This is a genomic window from Spirosoma sp. KNUC1025 (genome assembly GCF_045160025.1).
Taxonomy (GTDB): domain Bacteria; phylum Bacteroidota; class Bacteroidia; order Cytophagales; family Spirosomataceae; genus Spirosoma.
The window spans coordinates 306,427-325,225 of record NZ_CP087139.1; the positions used below are offsets into that span (position 1 = coordinate 306,427).

Below are 18,799 nucleotides of genomic sequence, written 5' to 3' on the forward strand. Positions count from 1 at the left end.
AAACGATTGAAAACGATACGAAAACTTGGCCGCAAAAGTAGTGAATATCGCCCAAAAATGGGTACTGCTTCTTCGATCTGCTTTACGATTCGGCGCGATACGCACAGGCAGTGCGCTGCTGTGCTGCCAGAAGCGATTAAACGTACCGATCAGCGAAAAAAACGACCGAATGGCCTACTACAGACAGCAAAGAGCGTGTCTCGGTCGACGAGTGAAGGTTATTGATCGGCGTTTCTGGCGACCACCTGGCTTTTCTTACCGATGGTGATTTTCTGGAAACCCCAGGGAAACCATGTATCTACCCTGTGTTCCTGAAAAAGCGTATAGCCGGGTAATAAGCTGGCGCCTAGTACATACGTATCGTTATGAACCCACCACCAGCTTTTCGATGGGGTGGGTTTATAAGATGCATCGTACAAATGCCATGCATTGAATTCCAGTCCACCATCTATTTCGCTCGGTTTTATTCCCTGCTGAACCATAGTGTTGAGGGCACGCCAGCGAACACGATTCCAGGCCAGATAGTCGTGGGTTGCAAAAACGCTGAAAAGCAGATACGCCCCAAATAAACCAACTGACAGATAGAGCGGTACAGGCAAAGTCTGTTCGAGAATATTCTGTTTAGACGACGATTGAGCTACATGAATCAGAATCAATACAAGCACAGGTATGGGCAGTAAATACCGATCAAACAACACCTGCATACCTATTGGAAAAAAGTAGATAGCTAACACCGAAAACAACAACACCCCAACTGTTCGCGGAATTACTCTGGTAGATGGGTTGATCAAAAAGCGAACAGCATTGATTATTGAATAAAGCACGCAAATACTGCCGGCTAAACTAATGGCCGTTACGATGACCATGATAAACTGGAGAACACCCGGCACAGGCAACCCATACAACCGGAAATAAAGATCCCGCACCAGCATTGGACCCAGGCCAAAAGCACTGAGGGTATTCCACCAAACCGGCATTGTTATTCCGTCGAACATGCTCTGCCACACACCAAGAATAGCGATCGTTGCGGCCAGCCAGACCCAACGATTCTTCTGGAAATCGAACAGGCTCTTTTTAGTGAAAAGCACCAGAAAATAGGGAAACATGAATAGCCCAACGTACATCAGGCTGGCGAACGTATTGTTGATAAACCCGTAAAAAAGTTGCGGTTTGTAATAACTCAGGTGAAAAAAGTTGGTCGCCTGTACGTTGTAACTCACCGTTCCTGGCATCATATAAGACAGCCATCGCTGGTAACCGACCTGAACGCTTAATCCTAACACAACACAAGCACCCGCTACAACCAAATTTTTCAAATGAATTCCCCTACGTACCAGGTAAGCAAGTCCAAAACCGGCGAACAGGGCTATCCCAAATTGCCGAATCAGCAGCCCAACAACGGCAAGTCCAATACCCACTACCATAAAGCGGGTAGAATCCTGTTTGAGACCAGCTACCATACAAGCCAGCGTCCAGACCATCAGTGCATAGAAGGGCACATCGGTCATAAACGAAGCTGATAAACCCAGATAGATTGGATTGACCAGTGTTAATAAGGTACCGGTAAAGGCTATTTGCGGATTCTCTGTCGAATTATAGATCAATCGATGGGTGCCCCAGAGCCCGATCAGGCCAGCTGCCAGAGTCGATAGGCGGAGCGCTGTAAAAGAGAAACCGAAGGGTAAACAAAATAAAGCTCCCCACCCTATCTGAACCAATAGATTTACACTAGTCCAGCCCGATACGAAGAACGTGTGATCTTCAACTAATGCTTTTACCGATTGTGCGTATGCCCAGTCGTCGTTAAAAGGAAATTCACCGTATGGGTTAATTACTACAGCTACGAGTACCCAAATCAGCGAAATACCTAGTAACTGATTTTTTTTGGTGAATAGATAAGAAAAACTTTTCAACATAAATCTCCCAATCAGGTGTGGAGCAAATATTATAATTTCTTTACAAACATGTTAATAAATTCACTACTTGGTATATAGTGTATCTGATGGTACTCATTAACAACGCTTTATAGCCCAATAAAATGTATACGCACACGGGCAAACTAAGCTAAACAGAGGATTTACAACGAAAATATCGTTGGGCACAACTACCTATAAATGAGAAGAATTTCCGTATTTTTAAGAGGTCATTCTTAACCATACATAATAAAATTTGGCAATTTTCATGAAAAACTGCACAAAACTATTAATTGTCTTTCTTTTCATTCCAACGCTGCTACTTGCTCAGACAAAAAAAACAGCGAAGTCTGGCGACAGCCGATCATCGGACCGGATCGAAAAATTGAAGCAGGAAGCTGTTGCTGCCGTCGAATCAAACAAGGTGATGGCGCAGCAGATCAACGACATGCTATTCAGCTTTTCGGAGTTAGGATTTCAGGAAGAAGAGTCATTTAAGTACCTCACCGGGCTACTCGAAAAAGAAGGCTTTAAAGTCCAGAAAGGAATAGCCAATATTCCAACGGCCTGGATTGCTACCTGGGGGTCAGGAAAACCACTCATTGCCATTGGTTCCGACATCGACTGCATTCCGAAAGCCAGCCAGAAACCCGGTGTGGCTTATAAAGACCCAATTGTAGAAGGAGCACCCGGCCATGGCGAAGGGCACAATTCAGGGCAGGCACTCAATATTGTAGCTGTGCTGGCGGTCAAGAAATTAATGGAGCGCGAAAAAATTCCAGGTACGCTCATGCTCTGGCCGGGTGTAGCCGAAGAACTGGTTGGGACGAAAGCATTCTACGTTCGCGATGGGTATTTTAAGGACGTTGACGCCTGCATTTTTACCCACGTTGGCAATAACCTGGGCGTATCGTGGGGCGACAACGGCAACAATGGATTAGTATCCGTAAAATTCAATTTTGAGGGGCAGGCAGCCCACGCGGCCGGAGCGCCCTGGCGTGGACGTAGTGCGCTGGATGCTGTTGAACTGATGAACATCGGCTGGAACTTCCGGCGCGAACACCTCGAATTGACCCAGCGGTCGCACTACGTTATTCCCGATGGGGGCGATCAACCTAACGTAGTGCCTTCCAAAGCGGCTGTGTGGTATTATTTCCGCGAACGGACTTATCCAAAAATTAAAAAACTCTTCGAAACAGGCGTCAAAATTGCGGAAGGAGCCGCTTTGATGACGGATACAAAATTCACGTATGAAATTCTGGGATCGGCCTGGCCCGTTCATACGAATAAAGTAATGGCAGCCGCAGCCTACGACAACATCAAAAAAGTAGGGTTGCCAACCTGGTCGGAAGAAGATCAACTGCTGGCCCGAGCCTCCCAGATTGAATTACAGGCCCCAAAAGTTGATGGTCTGGCCGTGAAACTCGATTCGATGGGAATGCCTACATCGTCGGCTCCGGTGGTCATGATGGGCGGTCAGGCTATGACTCCCATGGGTGGCGGCTCCGACGATATTGCCGATATTTCGTGGTCGCTGCCAACGATTGTGTTACGTTACCCCAGCAATATTCCGGGTTTACCGGGCCACCATTGGGCCAATGCCATTTCGATGGCAACGCCGATTGCCCACAAAGGTGTGGTATATGGCGCCAAAGCCGAAGCGATGACACTGCTGGACCTGCTCTTAAAACCCGAGCTTATTAAAGACGCATGGGCTTACTATAAAGACGAACAAACGAAGGATATTAAGTACGAACCTCTGATTTCGCCCAAAGAACAACCAGCCATTTACCTCAATAAAAAGATCATGGCTGAGTTTAAGCCAAAACTAGAGAAGTTTTACTACGACCCCAGCAAATACACGAATTACCTGGAGCAGCTAGGTATCAAATACCCAACCGTACGCGACGATCAGCGGGAAGCGGTGAAGAAGCAACTCGAAAAAGATAAATCTTCGGCAGCGAAAGTGTCTTCTTCGCGGGGGAATTAAGCATTCACAATCCCTCTGACGAACAACGTCCCGCAGGTTTCTGACTTGCGGGACGTTTTCATTTATCTAATGCTTATTTCATCACGACTTTCACCATGACAGGCTGGTGGTCAGAGGGATAACGCTGTTCTTTTGCATCGGTCAACACGCCGTATTTCAGAACGTTGAATTGCTTGCTGACAAAAATGTAGTCAATACGTTTGTCCATTGGCGCATCAAACTTGAAGCTGTTGAAGGTCCCTTCAGGGCCATATGGGGGCATCGCCGTTACGTTATGCGCGTCGCTCAGCAAGGTTTGAATTGTTTGTATCTGCTCGGTTTCCGGGGTTGAATTAAAATCGCCAACCAGTATAACCGGCTCATTTTTAGCAATTTCTCTGATCTTCGCTACCATCAGTTTTCCTGACTGACGCCGAGCTTCTACGCCCTGGTGGTCGAAATGAACGCTGAAAAAGTAAAAATCTTTTTTTGTGTTTACGTCTTTGAATTTGGCCCATGAACAGATTCGGTTGCAGCAAACAGCATCCCATCCTTTGCCGGGTTTCTCAGGTGTTTCGCTCAACCAGAAATTGCCCGATTGCAACACGTTAAAGCGGTCTTTCTTATAAAAAATAGCGGAGTGTTCGCCCGCTTCCTTACCATCATCCCGCCCGGCACCGATAAACGCAAATTCGGTCAGCTCCGCTACGTCATTCAATTGATTTCGAAGGGCCTCCTGCGTACCAAACAGATCAAATTCATGAAACTTGACTAAGGCTTTTACATTTTCTTTCCGATTGGGCCAGGCATTAATACCATCGCCTTTGTTGTCGTAGCGAAGGTTGTACGTAGCAACCGTAATGGGCTTGGCTTTTTGGGCGTAGGTAGTCTGCGTAATCAGCACGACACAAAAAAGAGAAAGGACTAAAGTTCGCATGGTTTTGCAAATCTAGGTTTAGGAAGAGTTGAAATCTTGGTTATCAGAATTTTAGAGATTAGGAGAGTGGAGTGTGGGAGTGTGGTGTCAGGTTTTCGAACCTGACACCACACTCCCACACTCCACTCTCCGTACCGACACAGTTTACTAACGTATTTTTTCCAGCACCCTCTGAATGACAAGGTCGTGCGTATCAACGTCGATGCGTTTGTGCGGATTCGTAAATCCGGCAACAATCGTTACGTTCGATTTGGCTGTGTTGAATTGTTTAGCCAGAAATTCAATCAGGTAGGCATTGGCTTTTCCCTCCTGAGCGGGCGCCTTAATTTTCGCAGTAAGCTGACCAGCGTCGTCGTAAAACAATTGGTCGATCTTGCTGCCGGGTTTTACTTTCAGATGCAACGTCACGGCTTATACATCGATTTTGTACGTCAACTGAATTTCATCGCCGGTCATTCCCCGAAAGCCCCAATTGTGCGCCGGACTTTCCAGAATACAAATTTCAATATCGCTCAGGGCAAGACCTACCTGCGAATTTATCCGTTCGAACAGCAAACGTATCAGTCGCTTTTTTGTCTCGACGGTACGTCCTTCTATCATCAGAAATTCAAGAATCACGTAGCGTTTCGACACGGTGGCAGGCCGAAAAAAATCGTCGTTGTCGAGGTAGAAAAACCGATGCGCCCGTTTGTTTTCCGGAAACTGAAGCACCTCAACCACACAGCCATGAATTACGGCAGAGAGCTGATCGCGGATGGGAAGCAGTTGCTCACGAACACCGTATATTTTTACCTGACTCACACAGCTTCACGGTTCAGTTGACCAGCCAATACAGCAATGCCTTCTTCGAACGTGTGCGGGTCATAGCCCAGCACCGTGTACGATTTATCCAGAATGAAGCCCGTACGGGGTGGCCGACGCGCGACCTGCGTAAACGTCGACGCATCCACGGGAGCGATCAGTGACTTATCCAGCTCAAAATAATCAGCCGTTTTGATGGCCATGTCATAAGGGGTCAGTACGCCTTTGCCCGAAATATTGAAAATACCTTCGGCTTCTTTGTCGGCAATCAGGTAGCAGCCCAAAGCCAGGTCTTCAGCCAGCGTCGGGCTACGCCATTGGTCGGTTACGACTTTAATATTCTTGCCCTCCTCGAGCGATTTTTTTACCCAAAGAATAATGTTGCTACGGCTCATGTCGTGTGCAATACCATATACAAGCATAGTCCGGGCGATGGCCCAGCGAATGTCTGAATGCCGCACAGCCGATTCGCCCGCCTGCTTGCTCCATCCATAAAAACTGATCGGATTTGGCTCAGCTGTTTCATCGTAGGGCCCGGCCGCACCATCAAAAATAAAGTCGGTCGATACGTGCAGCAGAAACGCATTGGTAGCGCGGCAGGCTTCAATGATGTACTCAACAGCGTGTACATTCTGCGCCCAGCAGGCATCTTTCTGCACTTCACACTTATCCACATCGGTCATAGCCGCCCCGTGGATAACTACGTCCGGACGTACCTCCCCGATTATATCGAGTACTTCCTGGCGGTTGGTAATATCCATAGGCCGGTACGTATACCCCTCCGAAAAAGGCAGTCGGTTCGTACCGCGCGCGGTAGCTACCAGTTCTACATCAGGTTTTTGTACAAGCAGGCCTACTAATTTCTGGCCCAGCAGTCCGTTGGCGCCGGTAATGAGAATGCGTTTCATAAATAGTTGGTAGTCGTATGCCGATAGCGTCAGGAATGTCAGGAAAATTATTGCCTAATGACCATCGACTACTGACTAGAATTTATATCCGTATTGTTTTGTGATTTTCTTTTTCTTGACCCAATCGCCGGTCATATTCATGCGTATGTCTTTTACCGGACGATCCTGGCGGTCACGTGGCTGTTTGGCAATGCTATCTACAATGGCAAGCCCATCTATTACCTCCCCAAAAACCGTATAATTACCATCCAGATGAGGAGTACCGCCAAGGGTTTTATAAACCTGCATCTGCTCATCTGTTGGTAATCGCCCCTTCATCGTTTCAATACGTTCGAGTTGCTTCTGCAAAGCTGCATCGTCCCAAACACGCCCCTGCACAACATAAAACTGACAACCGCTCGATGCCTTTTCCGGGTTGTTATCGCGGGCGGCCGACAGGGCGCCTTTCTTATGAAAAAGAGAAGGGACAAACTCCGCCGGAATCCTGTAGCCAACATCACCATTGCCAAGCGGCTGCCCTGCTTCTGCTTTCCGCGAATTAGGATCTCCTCCCTGAATCATGAAATTCTGGATGATGCGATGAAACAGCAAACTGTCGTAAAACTTCTGATTAACAAGCTTGATGAAGTTTTCCTTATGCTTTGGCGTTTGATCGTAAAGAACGAGCTTCATAGCGCCAAAATCAGTCGCAAGCGTAACGACATAATCTTTTTTCTTCCGGTTCTGTGCCAGCAAAACGGTAGGCATCAGCAAAATAAACAGCAGAAATTTCCTCATTAATCTAGTTGAAAACACGTAATGATTTTGGGGTCGACTGATTTATAAAGCAACCCGGTTCTGAAAGGCATCTTTCAGCCGCTGATCATGCGTCACAACAATCAGACTAGCCCCTATCTGCTCCGATTGCTCACGTAGTAAGGTCACTACGCGGTCGGTATTTTCGTCATCAAGGCTGGAGGTTGGTTCATCGGCCAGAATGACGCCGGGCTGATTCATAACGGCGCGGGCAATGCTAACCCGCTGCTGTTCGCCCTGACTGAGCTGGTGGGTTTTCTTTCCCAAATGGTCTCCAAAACCCAGTTGCCCAGCCAACTCCCGCGCCCGGTTTTTATCCTGGGGTTTGTTCGCCAGATAATTCGCCATCAGCAGATTATCCAGTACGGACAACGAACTAACGAAGTGAGGTTTTTGGTAGACGATCCCAACATGCTTAGCCCGAAAAGCCGCAGTTTCCGCTGCGCTAAGCTGAGTAAGGTCTGTCTGGTCAATAACTACAGAACCGCTCTTCGGTCGGAGCAGCAGCGCCAGTAGGTGCAAAAAGGTGGTTTTCCCGGTTCCAGACCGCCCCAGAATCAGGAGCGCTTCGCGGTTAGCGCAGTGCACATCAGGAAACGAGAATCGTTTCGAGGGGCCGTATTCAAACGTGAGTTGCTTGGTTGCCAGCATTGGATTCAGGCGAGTACTCACAAAAATAGGCAAAAGTTGTAATTTCGCCGGAGGCTAAATGGATAATGATCAATGGATAATGACGAATACGCCCAAACCACACTATTCATTATCCATTGATCATTATCCATCAAACATTAAATCCATTGAAACGTATCGCCATTTTTGCGTCGGGTTCGGGCTCAAACGCCGAGAAAATTGCTGACTATTTTGCCAACAAGGCTGATGTGGAGATTTCACTGATTGTCTCCAACAATCCAAAAGCGGGGGTCATCGACCGTGCCCGGCGGCTTCATATTCCGGTTCTGCTGTTCGACCGTACTACGTTTTACGACACCAAACGAATCACGCAACTTCTTCTCAACCAACACATTGATTTAATTGTACTGGCTGGTTTTATGTGGCTAATGCCCAGCAATCTGGTGCGGGCGTTTCCGAATAAAATCATGAATATCCATCCGGCTTTATTGCCTAAATTTGGTGGGAAAGGCATGTACGGCCATTTCGTTCATGAAGCTGTTGTAGCTGCTGGCGAAACGGAATCGGGCATTACGATTCATTACGTCAATGAGCGGTATGATGAAGGCCAGATTATTTTTCAGGCTCATGTATCCATAGTTCCGTCCGATACGCCTGATGACGTAGCCCATAAAGTACAGGTTCTGGAACATCTGCATTATCCGAGAATTGTCGAAGAAGTGTTGATGAATGATGAATGATGAATGATGAATGATGAATGATTTACAATTAATAGCTGGAAAATTTTGGGTATTCGTTTCTTTTCTGGGCCTTACCAGTTGCTTTCGCCCTGCCGTGTATTTGCAGAATAAGCCCCATTATCCGGTCGATGTTTTCTACGAAAATCAGCGGCCCGAACGTCCGTTTGATCCGTTACAGGATCTGGAAATTAAAGGGGAGATTAATTTAACGCAACGTCAGTGGGGCAACAACCGGATGTTGAGCCGCGGAAACGATGCCCAGCAGAAGGAATTAATGCTGGCCCGTCTGACGATGCAGGCAAAAAAAATCGGAGCCGATGCGCTGGTTGCCGTTCGGTATACGTACTACACGTCTATGACCGACAATGGCTATTTGATGACCGGCCTAGCTGTGAAATACAAAACGGAGCATGAGGCTTCTGAAAAATGAAAAGCCCGCAAACGTATTACAGTTTGCAGGCTTTTTTTACAATCTATATAAGCTCAACTGATCCTGCCGTTTCTGTTTATTTACGGCAACACCAAACGGCTTTATTTATTTAACTTCTTCGTAATCAACGTATTCACCACCGTTATATCTTGAGTTATCTCCCTTCGGTCGTGTATCAACCCGAACATCGCCCTCACGACGAGCATTTCCGCGAATATCGCCCTGCTGCTTTTGCTGCTTTACTAACTGCCGACCCACCAGAAGATAAAACACAAACCGACGCACAGGTGGTACGAACAAAATAACCAGGGTGATGATAAACAGATATTTTAACAGCATGTCGAAGAATCGTTTGTATTAGATAAACGTCGAGGCTAGATATTTAGTTTTCCGTTCCGTCGAACGGATCGTATCCGGGTTGATCGGTCTTTATTATCTATCAGTAAAAGTAGGTTGTTCCAAACTCTACTCTTGACCATACAAGGCTTTTGCAGCCGGTTCGTATTTATCCCCCGCCGACCATTGGGGTCGTGTTGGCCGATTGGCAATCAGTCGGGCCGTATGGGCATACGCCTGGCAAAACCGCAGCACGTACCCAAAATTCAGTGATTCCGGGTTATCAGCAGCCTGGTGGTAATACTTTGCAATGGCCTCATCGAACGATTTAAAACCAGGCGCAAAATCGGGAGAAGGGATACCCTTAATGGCAAAGTTTACATTATCCGACCGATCAAAAAGCCCTTGTTCTGGTGCCGGATCGGCCAGTACACTCAGTCCAAACGCCTTGGCGCCGGCTTCAATTTCGGCCCGTGCTCCGGTGCGGTCGAGGCCGATTACCGATATGAGCGTTGTGTCGCTGTAGCCTGCGCCATCCGTATTCAGGTCAAAAACCGTTTGTTTCAGGGGTACCAGCGGATGTTCGGCATAGTATTTACTACCCAGCAAACCCACTTCTTCGCCGGTTAAGGCCAGTACCAACACCGACCGGGAAGGGCGCTGCAGCGTTAATGCTTTAGCGGCTTCGAGCATGGCTACAGTCCCGATAGCGTTGTCGCGGGCGCCGTTAAAAATACTATCGGACGGTTGATAAGGCGATCCACCCTGTTTGCCTACACCAACGTGGTCAAAATGTGCCGATAGAATAATGTATTCATTTTTGAGCTTAGGATCAGCGCCTTCAATAATGCCCGCTACGTTGGCCGATAAAACAGGTGTTTGTGGACGCCCTAATGTTCGGAGGGTAACGGTCTGTCCGGCTTCTTTTAATTGTTTATACTGATTGTTGGCATTATTCAGCCACACATGAGTAAGCGGCTTTTCGGCTCCCGATGTGGGCAGCATAATTTGCTCACGGCTAAAATACTGATTCACAAGCCCCCAGGGAATCGATTCGCTATAAAGCTCAATCAGCGCGGCTGCGCCTTTTTTAGTCGCCAGTTCGCGCTTTTCCCGAGAAGCCCGAAAAATCTCGCCCGGCCCTTTGGCCTCCGGCGAACCGCCCTGAACGACCACGATACGTCCTTTTACATCACGATCTTTGTAGCCCTCTTCCGTCAGACCATAACCCACGTAAACAACTTCGCCAGATACGTTTGTTGGGCCACCGGTCATCAAAAGAAGCTCTTTACCTAGATGAAGTGTATCTTTCCCCAACAGCAATGTGGCTGACGTAGCCGCTCTGACCCTTTCAAAATTAATCCGCTGTAGGTAATCGCCCTGATCGGCAGCCGGTTTAAGTCCCAGCAACCGAAACTGCTCAGCAATATAGCGGGCAGCGGTCCAGTTGCCTTTTTCACCCGTCCGGCGGCCTTCCAGTTCGTCGGAAGCCAGAAAGCGCGTATGCGATTCCACTTCCGCACGGCTGATCGAAAATTCGGGAAGTTTAGACGTAGCGACCGGTGAAGTTGTTTTAGTGCGGGCAGAGGTCGCCGTTCGCGACTGCGCCTGCAAGGACGTAGTAATCAGAATCGAACTTGCCAGAAGGGCCAGTATGGGAGACGTGTGCATGATGATTGGATTATGCACAAAAATACAAAAAAGCACTTACCGGCACTGCCCGCTCACTGGCTATAAAACCCGCTTGTAATGTTGCCGGGCAAAGCGCATAAATGTATCGGCCAGCCCTTCGCTAACACCCTGCAATTGAATGGAATAGAAATCACGCTGAATGGAAAGCCCTTGTACATCCAGAATTTTCAGCGTCCCCGCCTTTAGTTCATGCCGCACCGCAAAGACGGAGATAAAGGCCATACAACGCGAACTGCCAAGGTACGATTTAATGCTTTCGGTACTGCCCAACTGCATTTCGATGGTAAGGTCAGTAACCCGAAGGCCCACACCCCGTAACGCATGTTCAATTACTTCGAGCGAGCCCGAACCGCGTTCGCGCAGCACAATCGGAATGGCCCGCAGTTCGTCGAGGGTAATTTCATCGCGGTCGGCCAATGGGTGATCCGCGCGGCAGATAAGCACCAGCTCATCTTTCACAAACGGTGTGTACCGGATGTCGCTGTGGTGAGTTCGTCCTTCCACTAAACCCAGATCAATATCGCTGTTAAGCAGTTGCTGTTCAATCTGTTCGGTATTACCGCTCAGCATCGAAATCGATACGTCGGCCGATTGTTCGTGAAAGCGGGCCAGTACGGGCGGAATGACGTATTGAGCCACGGTTGTACTGGCTCCCACCCGAAGCGCTCCGCCCGACTCTCCTTTTAGAGCATTCATATCGAACTCAAGCTGGCGATACGTTGCCATGATGGTTTCGGCATGGCGAAGCAGTACGCTTCCCGCGGTGGTAAGACTGATCTGATTACCGCGCCGGTCGAAAAGGGCCGTACCAAACTGGTGTTCGAGTTCCTGAATGTGTTTTGTGACGGCAGGCTGGGTTACGTACAGCTCCGCTGCTGCCTTGGTGAAGCTGAGTCGTTTGGCAACAGTGTAAAATACGTTTAAACGAAAATCTAGCATAGTTTAAGATTCCGAGTTTCCTGCTCAAAGTACGGCTTATCTTTCCGAAAATACGGCTCCACAGAAACTAAATGCCGGAACTCTACCACTCATATAATTCCCGAACGTATCGGTAGGCTGGAAAACCTTAGCTTTTCGGCCGTTTATAAAGCGGAACCGTACTACAGGGCTCGCCAAACAGCAAACTCTGCACAACCGGACGTAACACACGCGTCAGTTCGACGTAAGCTGCTGTCGGAACCGGTACGTTGGAACACCCTTTCACCACAACCCGGGCATCACGGTACTCCTCAGGGTCAATGCGGGCTATGGCATCGAAATAGAGTTTTTCTTCCAGATCGTTGAGATCACCAAACACAACGGTATGGGCATAAGGCTGTAATTGAAGCGTCAGGAGCATGTAGGCCCAGGTCGGAACGATAGCATCTTCCGTACAGGTTATCGCTACGTTTTTGCCCGCGTACGGGCTCCAGTCATGTTCTTTCAGAAACGCCCGAAAATCTTTCTCTTTCAGGATCAGCCCCATGTACAGATTGTCTTTCAGGTCGTATACAACCCGCTCGCCGGAATGGTAATACGCTTCCAGATCAAGCGTGACCAGACCACTGGCAGCAACACGGTTAACTATTTCGGTTTCCATCTTCTTCAGCTCTATTGAGTGTAGTCGAATGAATTGCGAACGACGATTCGTGTATATATCACGTAGCGTTCATTGCACTTTTGCAACATTTACGATTCATTCGACTCTATCCACTACAACCGTCGTTTACTGTTGAAAGGTTCTTATAAATCGCACTAGCCTGTCGGGTTTTTTTGCTACTTTTGTTCTTATATATTGTGACGAACTGTCTAAAAACTTGACCCAATGAAATTTATCGTTTCCTCATCTGTTCTTCTAAAGAACCTACAACATATTAATGGTGTGGTGGCCACTAATCCGATTGTGCCGATCCTCGAAAACTTCCTGTTTCGTATTGAGGATGGTACACTTACGGTGACGGCTTCGGATTTGCAAACCACCATGACCACCCAGATTCCGGTTGAGGCCAGCGAGAATGGTTCGATTGCAATTCCGGCTAAATTACTGCTGGATACCCTGCGTAGCCTGCCTGAGCAACCCGTTACGGTAAACATCGATACCGATACGTTCGGCACTGAAATTCTGACCGATAATGGCCGCTATAAGCTTTCGGGCGAAAACCCAATCGACTTCCCAAAGCTGCCAACGGTAAACAAGAATATGTCGGTTGAAATGACATCCGACATCCTGCTGAGCGCCATTAACAATACCGTATTTGCCACGAGCACCGACGATCTGCGCCCAGCCATGACGGGGGTACTGCTGCAACTGACCGGCGACAATGCTACGTTTGTGGCCACCGACGGGCACCGGCTTATCCGTTACCGCCGGACCGACCTCAATGCGTCGGCTAGTACGTCGATTATCATTCCACGCAAAGCCCTGCAATTGCTCAAGGCATCGCTTCCGGAAAATGTGCCCGTTGTTGCCGAATTCAGCCAGGCCAATGCGTCGTTTACATTTGGGCCAACGCAGTTGATCTGCCGCCTGATCGATGAGCGATTCCCGGATTATGAAAACGCTATTCCGACCAATAATCCGAACGTAATGACGATTGGGCGTACCGATCTGCTGAACTCGCTGAAGCGGATCATGATTTACGCCAACCGCACAACGCACCAGATTCGGCTGTCGCTCAAAACCAATTCGCTGACTATCTCGGCCGAAGACCTTGACTACTCCAACGAAGCCAACGAAAAACTTCTTTGTGAATACGACGGTGAGCCAATGGAAATTGGATTTAACGCCAAACTGATGTCGGAAGTATTGAGCAATCTAAGCGCCAAAATGATCTCGCTCGAAATGTCGGCTCCAAACCGCGCTGGTTTGCTTATTCCGGCCGACAAAGAAGAAAATGAAGACATCCTGATGCTTGTGATGCCAGTGATGTTGAATACGTATGCTTAATTTTTAGGAAGAGAGGGAAGAAGGGGAGGAAAGGGAAGAAAGGGAAATTACTATTCCCGCTAATCCCTTTCCTCCCCTTCTTCCCTCTCTTCCCTTCCCTCTTATGGCTTCCAAACGCACAGCGCCTGCCCTTGTTTTTATTTTCATTACGTTACTGATCGACGTTACCGGGCTGGGGATTATTATTCCGGTTTTTCCGAAACTGATTGAACAACTTATTCACGGCAACATCAGCCAGGCTGCCAGCTGGGGAGGTTGGCTAACGTTCTCGTACGCACTGATGCAGTTTGTTTTCTCGCCTGTGCTGGGTGGATTGAGCGACCGCTTCGGCCGGAGGCCCGTGCTTTTATTTTCGCTATTTGGTTTTGGGCTGGATTACATTCTTCAGGGCTTTGCGCCAAATATCGAATGGCTGTTTATCGGGCGAATCCTGGCAGGTATTACCGGCGCCAGTTTTACTACGGCTACGGCTTATATCGCGGACATCAGTACGCCCGAAAAACGAGCACAGAACTTTGGGTTAGTTGGAGCGGCTTTTGGCGTAGGCTTTATCCTGGGCCCGGCTGTTGGTGGCTTTCTGGGGCAGTATGGCCCGCGTGTTCCGTTTTTTGTAGCGGCTGGCCTAACGATGGTCAACTTCCTCTACGGCCTGTTTATTCTGCCCGAATCGCTTTCGCCCGAAAACCGTCGCCCTTTCGACTGGAAACGAGCAAATCCGGTTGGCTCGCTGATGCGGCTTGGTAAATACCCGGTTATTCTGGGGCTGGTAGCCTCGCTGGTGCTGATTTATATTGCAGGGTTTGCCGTTCAGGGTACGTGGACGTTCTACACGATGGAAAAATTCAAGTGGGACGAAAAAACGGTCGGGCTATCGCTCGCAGCTATTGGCTTATCGTTCGCCATTGTACAGGGTGGCTTAAGCCGGGTCATTATCCCGAAGCTAGGCCAGCAGCGATCCGTTTATGTTGGAATAACATTCAGCGCTATTGGCTTTGTGCTGCTCGGATTAGCGAATCAGAGCTGGATGATGTTTGCCTTTATGTCTGTCTATGCGTTAGGCGGCATTGCCGGTCCATCCATTCAGGGAATCATTTCAAATCAGGTTCCGCCCAACGAGCAAGGCGAATTGCAAGGCGCATTGACGAGTCTGACCAGCACGACGTCTATCTTCGGTCCACTCATCATGACGAATTTATTTTCGTTCTTCACGTCGCCCGCAGCACCGGCTTATCTTCCAGGCGCACCGTTTTTTTTAGGATCAGTCCTGTTTTTGATCAGTGCGGCACTAGCCCGCCGGGGATTAAAAAGACGGATGGCAGTTAGCGAGAGCCTTCCTTCTTAAACTCCATTCCGTCAAAAGTCAACGTAGCAACCTGCCCCGCTGTATTCAGGGTAAATTGGGCCAGCGCCTGGCCATACCACGCTTTTTTATAAGGCCCGTAGAACGTATCATAATGCCAGTGTGACAGCGTTGCGTTGGCCGTATTGTTATTCACGTTAAATGCCAGTTGATTGCCTACCACGCTGACTTCAACCTGCCCATAGAGCGGACTGCTGTACGTACCCGAATACTGACTCAGCGGCAGCGTGGGTGTGGTGTTCGCAACCCGTTTGGCAATGAAGTTTTTCCGTGCTTTTCGCGCCTTTTCCTTAAGCCCTGAATACAGCGTTTTAAACTCAGCGCTCCAGTCGCGGGTGCCGCCCAACGCAAACCAGTCAAACGTTTTGTACATAAGGGCATGACGTACCTCGGCATGGTCGTAATTGCCGAAAACATAAACGCCCAGCTTTTCGTCGGGAAGTTGTCCGATAATAGCCGTCAGTCCCGATAAGCTACCTGTGTGGAAATTAACTTTATGCCCTTTGTAATCGTGCTGGTACCAGCCTAATCCGTAAGTCATCCAGTTCGGTTTAAGAATCTGCATGGTTGGGTATTCATCCTCCGGAAAGAACGTTTGTGGTTTAAACATTTCTGCCCAGGTCCCCGGCTTCAGCAAACGTCCTCCGTTGTATTTACTGCTGTCGAGCATACAGATAACCCACTTACTAATGTCGTCGGCCGATGACCAGACGGCCCCGGCGGAACCGATTTCACTATCGGCGCCGTAGTCAATGGCACGTATCGTATCGTTGATGTTATAATGGGGTTTCGTCAGGTTAGTGTCTTTGATATAGCCGCGCTTGGGCGCAGTGCGCGTCATTCTCAGGGGAGTAAAGATTCGTTCTTTGAGAAATTCAGCCCATGTTTTGCCCGCAATCCGTTCAATTACCCGGCCCGCTGCGGAATAAAATGTATTCTGGTATTCAAAGCCCGCCCGAAATGGATAACTGGGCTTCACCAGAACCATGCGCCGAAACATCTCATTCGCCGGAATGGTCATGGAGCCCGTCATGAAATCGGTGCTGCCTATGCCCGTATCATGAATCAGTAAGTCGCGGATTCGTAAGGCTCGCGTTACGTAGGGATCGTATAACTGTAGCTCCGGCAGGTATTTACTCACCGGATCATCCCAAGCAAGTTTACCTTCGTCTACCAACATGCCCATCAACGTAACGGTCATGGCTTTTGTCGTTGATGCACAGGCAAATAAGGTTTGGGTATCTACAGCCTCGGGCTTACCTAACTCACGTACGCCATAGCCTTTCGTAAAAATTATCTTGTTGTCTTTAACAACGGTGATAGCCATGCCCGGTACGTCCCACTGTTTGCGAACGGTTTCGACATAGCTATCAAATTCCTGGAGTTGTTTGCTGGATACCGGTTTCTGTGCAAAAGCAGTTAATGAAGTTAAAAAAAGAGGAAGGTAATAAGTAGTTTCATGCCTGTTCAGGATATATCGCGGACAGCCCGACGAAAGCACAAAAGATTCGGCGTATCGGGCTGTCCGCAATATATTCACAAAGCAAACACAACATTAAACCGAAGCGTCATTCCATCTTCAGTTTTCATTCCCATCAGTGATGGGCGCTCAATTTTATAGTCGGTCATATTAACCGGAAATTCGCCGGTCAGCGTCATTTTACCGCCACTTTCCTTACGAGTTGCATGCAACGTAACGGGTTTGGCAACACCATGAAACGTGAGTGTACCTTTCGCTGTCAGCGAGCCATTGTCACCTGCCTGGATATCGGAGCTTAAAAACGTTACGTTCGGATATTTAATACCTTCCATCGCTTCTACGGCGTGCGAATCGCGGTTGTTGTTATCGCTGTCGAAAGAGGCTACTTTAATTGAAACAGCTATACTTTCAGGCAGTTTCGATTCATCGTTATACAGCATGGCACAATTCACGTCATGACTAACGCCTTCCCAGCTATGAAGCGGATGTTTGGCTGCATACGAAACCGTCGATAACGCTTTGTCGGCTACTATTTTGCGCTTGGCCATCGGTGCCACAAAGGCACAAAGAACCACGATGGCTAACCAGTAGCCATTCGAAATGAGGTAGTTTTTCATGAGCTTAGAATTTTAACGCAATAATCGATGCAGCATAGGCTCCAAACGTTGTGTAGGCAACCGCTCGGTGATAGGGCTTTAACTCAGGATTTTCGCCAATCATATGCGCCAGAATATTGGTGGCTACCATGCCTGTCAGGTGCACAATAGCCAGGTATTTATGCAGTTTGATGGTTGTGAATCCCCTTTTGGTACCAATGATTGGCGGTGGCGTTGTAAGGGCTAGCGCCAGGGTAGTTCCATACGTGATATTGATGAACGTAGCCGAGCGCTCGTGCCATTTCTTCGTATCGACATAATCCTGCCCTTTGGCATTATAGAGTTTCGCTCCTAACAGCCCTTGTGCCACAAAGCCAGCCAGCGTCACGAAGCCCCCAATCTGGTGTGCCACAAGCATCGTCCGTCTGACTTTTAACTCCTTAATCCGCCCTTCCGAGGTTAGGGGAGCTATTTTCATGGATCGCAACAGACCCTTAGGCCCCCAAAACGCCCGTTGCGTAAACAGCATTTTATGCGGCAGCAACGGTTGCGTTTCGGTTGAGTCTGTCAATCCAGCCAGCAGGTCATCGGCTGAAGGGTTTGCGGTGGACGCTGGTGTGGTAGACGTATCGCGACGTACAGCCGTCGAATCCTGTGCTCGCAACGGCCCCACCCCCAGCCATAGAAGCGTGGCAAAAAAGACGTATTTCATGAAGCTGAGTTTAAAAGTTAGGCAGTCACCGTCAGGGTATTGCCATCATTGCTAAGCGTTGTTTTGTAGGCCGTCAACGACCGGGTAGCGGGTCCTACTTCAACGACCCCTGTTGTACTGAATTCTGAACCGTGGTTTGAGCAGTAAATATCATCCTGAGCAGAACGGTACGTTACTTCAAAACCTTCGTGCGTACAGGTTTTGGAGAGTGCCACAATCGAACCACTTTTTGCTTTGGCCACAAGCAGGCTACCGACAATAACGTACTGGCCCGTTGTTTTTAACTTACTGTAATTGCTATTGGTCAGGTCGAGTGTGAAGTTGACCGTTCCTTTCGACGCATCGGCATTACCCGTAAGCCCTTCCGTACCGGTACCCGTGCCTGGCGTAGGGGCAGGGTCATCACCGCCCTTAGAGCAGGCCGTCAGTCCTGTGCCCATGCAATAGAACGCCATTAAGGCTGCACTACTCATACCGAGGCTTCTCAAAAACTCCCCACGATTCATTTGATCCTTAGTTGGCTTCGTCGTCATAAGATTAGGCATTTGATGTATTTACACGATTTGATTAAAAA

21 protein-coding genes are annotated in these 18,799 nt (G+C 48.5%); 6 read left to right on the top strand and 15 right to left on the bottom strand.

Features of this window, described 5'->3' with window-relative positions; genetic code table 11:
* The first annotated feature begins 6 nt into the window (after positions 1 to 6).
* Positions 7 to 225 (top strand): hypothetical protein, encoded by a 219-nt coding sequence (locus LN737_RS01365; protein ID WP_405515551.1) that lies wholly within the window; start codon positions 7 to 9, stop codon positions 223 to 225.
* Here LN737_RS01365 and LN737_RS01370 read toward each other — a convergent pair.
* Positions 219 to 1,916: a glycosyltransferase family 39 protein gene (locus LN737_RS01370; protein ID WP_405515553.1), complete on the bottom strand. Its 1,698-nt coding sequence runs from the start codon at positions 1,914 to 1,916 to the stop codon at positions 219 to 221. The two genes, LN737_RS01365 and LN737_RS01370, sit on opposite strands and share 7 nt — an antisense overlap.
* A gap of 265 nt (positions 1,917 to 2,181) precedes the next feature.
* Here LN737_RS01370 and LN737_RS01375 point away from each other — a divergent pair, with 265 nt between their 5' ends.
* Positions 2,182 to 3,903 carry an amidohydrolase gene (locus LN737_RS01375; protein ID WP_405515555.1) on the top strand — a complete coding sequence of 574 codons (1,722 nt, stop codon included), beginning with the start codon at positions 2,182 to 2,184 and terminating at the stop codon, positions 3,901 to 3,903.
* Positions 3,904 to 3,976: 73 nt separating this feature from the next.
* Here LN737_RS01375 and LN737_RS01380 read toward each other — a convergent pair whose 3' ends face one another.
* The 6 genes from LN737_RS01380 to LN737_RS01405 all read right to left on the bottom strand — a co-directional run bounded on the left by LN737_RS01380 (position 3,977) and on the right by LN737_RS01405 (position 7,974).
* Positions 3,977 to 4,819, bottom strand: a complete 843-nt coding sequence (locus LN737_RS01380) for an endonuclease/exonuclease/phosphatase family protein (RefSeq protein WP_405515557.1) — start codon at positions 4,817 to 4,819, stop codon at positions 3,977 to 3,979.
* A gap of 147 nt (positions 4,820 to 4,966) precedes the next feature.
* Positions 4,967 to 5,227 (bottom strand): DUF167 domain-containing protein, encoded by a 261-nt coding sequence (locus LN737_RS01385; RefSeq protein ID WP_405515559.1) that lies wholly within the window; start codon positions 5,225 to 5,227, stop codon positions 4,967 to 4,969.
* 3 nt (positions 5,228 to 5,230) lie between these two features.
* Positions 5,231 to 5,620 (bottom strand): tautomerase family protein, encoded by a 390-nt coding sequence (locus tag LN737_RS01390; RefSeq protein WP_405515561.1) that lies wholly within the window; start codon positions 5,618 to 5,620, stop codon positions 5,231 to 5,233.
* Entirely contained in the window at positions 5,617 to 6,528 is a 912-nt protein-coding gene (locus tag LN737_RS01395; RefSeq protein WP_405515563.1) for an NAD(P)-dependent oxidoreductase, read from the bottom strand. The genes LN737_RS01390 and LN737_RS01395 overlap by 4 nt, the downstream gene beginning before the upstream one ends.
* A 75-nt stretch (positions 6,529 to 6,603) precedes the next feature.
* Positions 6,604 to 7,305 carry a peptidylprolyl isomerase gene (locus LN737_RS01400; protein WP_405515565.1) on the bottom strand — a complete coding sequence of 234 codons (702 nt, stop codon included), beginning with the start codon at positions 7,303 to 7,305 and terminating at the stop codon, positions 6,604 to 6,606.
* A gap of 42 nt (positions 7,306 to 7,347) precedes the next feature.
* Positions 7,348 to 7,974, bottom strand: a complete 627-nt coding sequence (locus tag LN737_RS01405; protein WP_405520272.1) for an ABC transporter ATP-binding protein — start codon at positions 7,972 to 7,974, stop codon at positions 7,348 to 7,350.
* Positions 7,975 to 8,120: 146 nt separating this feature from the next.
* Between LN737_RS01405 and purN the strand changes: the two genes are divergently transcribed.
* On the top strand, positions 8,121 to 8,693 hold the full coding sequence (gene purN / locus LN737_RS01410; protein ID WP_405515567.1) for a phosphoribosylglycinamide formyltransferase: 573 nt from the start codon (positions 8,121 to 8,123) through the stop codon (positions 8,691 to 8,693).
* A 94-nt stretch (positions 8,694 to 8,787) separates the two neighbouring features.
* Positions 8,788 to 9,123 (top strand): hypothetical protein, encoded by a 336-nt coding sequence (locus LN737_RS01415; protein WP_405520274.1) that lies wholly within the window; start codon positions 8,788 to 8,790, stop codon positions 9,121 to 9,123.
* Between the two features lie 105 nt (positions 9,124 to 9,228).
* On the opposite strand, the gene LN737_RS01420 is transcribed toward LN737_RS01415, so the two are convergent.
* From LN737_RS01420 to LN737_RS01435, 4 genes are all read right to left on the bottom strand, one after another.
* Positions 9,229 to 9,462, bottom strand: a complete 234-nt coding sequence (locus tag LN737_RS01420) for a DUF4834 domain-containing protein (RefSeq protein ID WP_405515569.1) — start codon at positions 9,460 to 9,462, stop codon at positions 9,229 to 9,231.
* A 126-nt stretch (positions 9,463 to 9,588) separates the two neighbouring features.
* The gene (locus LN737_RS01425; RefSeq protein WP_405515570.1) at positions 9,589 to 11,130 is read right to left on the bottom strand and encodes a M28 family peptidase; all 1,542 of its coding nucleotides are present in this window, start codon (positions 11,128 to 11,130) and stop codon (positions 9,589 to 9,591) included.
* 60 nt (positions 11,131 to 11,190) lie between these two features.
* Positions 11,191 to 12,090, bottom strand: a complete 900-nt coding sequence (locus tag LN737_RS01430) for a LysR family transcriptional regulator (RefSeq protein ID WP_405515572.1) — start codon at positions 12,088 to 12,090, stop codon at positions 11,191 to 11,193.
* Between the two features lie 127 nt (positions 12,091 to 12,217).
* Positions 12,218 to 12,730 carry a DUF2480 family protein gene (locus tag LN737_RS01435; protein ID WP_405515574.1) on the bottom strand — a complete coding sequence of 171 codons (513 nt, stop codon included), beginning with the start codon at positions 12,728 to 12,730 and terminating at the stop codon, positions 12,218 to 12,220.
* A 225-nt stretch (positions 12,731 to 12,955) separates the two neighbouring features.
* Between LN737_RS01435 and dnaN the strand changes: the two genes are divergently transcribed.
* Positions 12,956 to 14,077, top strand: coding sequence for a DNA polymerase III subunit beta (gene dnaN / locus LN737_RS01440; RefSeq protein ID WP_405515576.1), 1,122 nt, complete (start codon positions 12,956 to 12,958; stop codon positions 14,075 to 14,077).
* A gap of 103 nt (positions 14,078 to 14,180) precedes the next feature.
* On the top strand, positions 14,181 to 15,419 hold the full coding sequence (locus tag LN737_RS01445) for a TCR/Tet family MFS transporter (protein ID WP_405515578.1): 1,239 nt from the start codon (positions 14,181 to 14,183) through the stop codon (positions 15,417 to 15,419).
* Here the strand turns inward: LN737_RS01445 and LN737_RS01450 are convergent.
* The 4 genes from LN737_RS01450 to LN737_RS01465 are packed head-to-tail and all read right to left on the bottom strand — an operon-like array spanning position 15,397 to position 18,758.
* Positions 15,397 to 16,977, bottom strand: coding sequence for a serine hydrolase (locus LN737_RS01450; RefSeq protein ID WP_405515579.1), 1,581 nt, complete (start codon positions 16,975 to 16,977; stop codon positions 15,397 to 15,399). The two genes, LN737_RS01445 and LN737_RS01450, sit on opposite strands and share 23 nt — an antisense overlap.
* Positions 16,974 to 17,534, bottom strand: coding sequence for a YceI family protein (locus LN737_RS01455; protein WP_405515581.1), 561 nt, complete (start codon positions 17,532 to 17,534; stop codon positions 16,974 to 16,976). Before LN737_RS01455 ends, LN737_RS01450 begins: the two co-directional genes overlap by 4 nt.
* Positions 17,535 to 17,538: 4 nt before the next feature.
* On the bottom strand, positions 17,539 to 18,225 hold the full coding sequence (locus LN737_RS01460; protein ID WP_405515583.1) for a hypothetical protein: 687 nt from the start codon (positions 18,223 to 18,225) through the stop codon (positions 17,539 to 17,541).
* A gap of 17 nt (positions 18,226 to 18,242) precedes the next feature.
* Complete coding sequence (locus LN737_RS01465) at positions 18,243 to 18,758, bottom strand: ubiquinol-cytochrome c reductase iron-sulfur subunit (protein WP_405515584.1); 516 nt, start codon at positions 18,756 to 18,758, stop codon at positions 18,243 to 18,245.
* Between the last annotated feature and the right edge of the window lie 41 nt (positions 18,759 to 18,799).

What these genes read in the sequence shown, in the direction of transcription:
- LN737_RS01375 (WP_405515555.1), top strand. Translation starts at nt 2,182, where the DNA reads ATGAAAAACTGCACAAAACTATTAATTGTCTTTCTTTTCATTCCAACG.
- LN737_RS01420 (WP_405515569.1), bottom strand. Translation starts at nt 9,462, where the DNA reads ATGCTGTTAAAATATCTGTTTATCATCACCCTGGTTATTTTGTTCGTA.
- LN737_RS01465 (WP_405515584.1), bottom strand. Translation starts at nt 18,758, where the DNA reads ATGACGACGAAGCCAACTAAGGATCAAATGAATCGTGGGGAGTTTTTG.
- LN737_RS01370 (WP_405515553.1), bottom strand. Translation starts at nt 1,916, where the DNA reads ATGTTGAAAAGTTTTTCTTATCTATTCACCAAAAAAAATCAGTTACTA.
- LN737_RS01460 (WP_405515583.1), bottom strand. Translation starts at nt 18,225, where the DNA reads ATGAAATACGTCTTTTTTGCCACGCTTCTATGGCTGGGGGTGGGGCCG.
- LN737_RS01400 (WP_405515565.1), bottom strand. Translation starts at nt 7,305, where the DNA reads ATGAGGAAATTTCTGCTGTTTATTTTGCTGATGCCTACCGTTTTGCTG.
- LN737_RS01395 (WP_405515563.1), bottom strand. Translation starts at nt 6,528, where the DNA reads ATGAAACGCATTCTCATTACCGGCGCCAACGGACTGCTGGGCCAGAAA.
- LN737_RS01380 (WP_405515557.1), bottom strand. Translation starts at nt 4,819, where the DNA reads ATGCGAACTTTAGTCCTTTCTCTTTTTTGTGTCGTGCTGATTACGCAG.
- LN737_RS01405 (WP_405520272.1), bottom strand. Translation starts at nt 7,974, where the DNA reads ATGCTGGCAACCAAGCAACTCACGTTTGAATACGGCCCCTCGAAACGA.
- LN737_RS01445 (WP_405515578.1), top strand. Translation starts at nt 14,181, where the DNA reads ATGGCTTCCAAACGCACAGCGCCTGCCCTTGTTTTTATTTTCATTACG.
- LN737_RS01455 (WP_405515581.1), bottom strand. Translation starts at nt 17,534, where the DNA reads ATGAAAAACTACCTCATTTCGAATGGCTACTGGTTAGCCATCGTGGTT.
- LN737_RS01430 (WP_405515572.1), bottom strand. Translation starts at nt 12,090, where the DNA reads ATGCTAGATTTTCGTTTAAACGTATTTTACACTGTTGCCAAACGACTC.
- LN737_RS01435 (WP_405515574.1), bottom strand. Translation starts at nt 12,730, where the DNA reads ATGGAAACCGAAATAGTTAACCGTGTTGCTGCCAGTGGTCTGGTCACG.
- dnaN (WP_405515576.1), top strand. Translation starts at nt 12,956, where the DNA reads ATGAAATTTATCGTTTCCTCATCTGTTCTTCTAAAGAACCTACAACAT.
- LN737_RS01425 (WP_405515570.1), bottom strand. Translation starts at nt 11,130, where the DNA reads ATGCACACGTCTCCCATACTGGCCCTTCTGGCAAGTTCGATTCTGATT.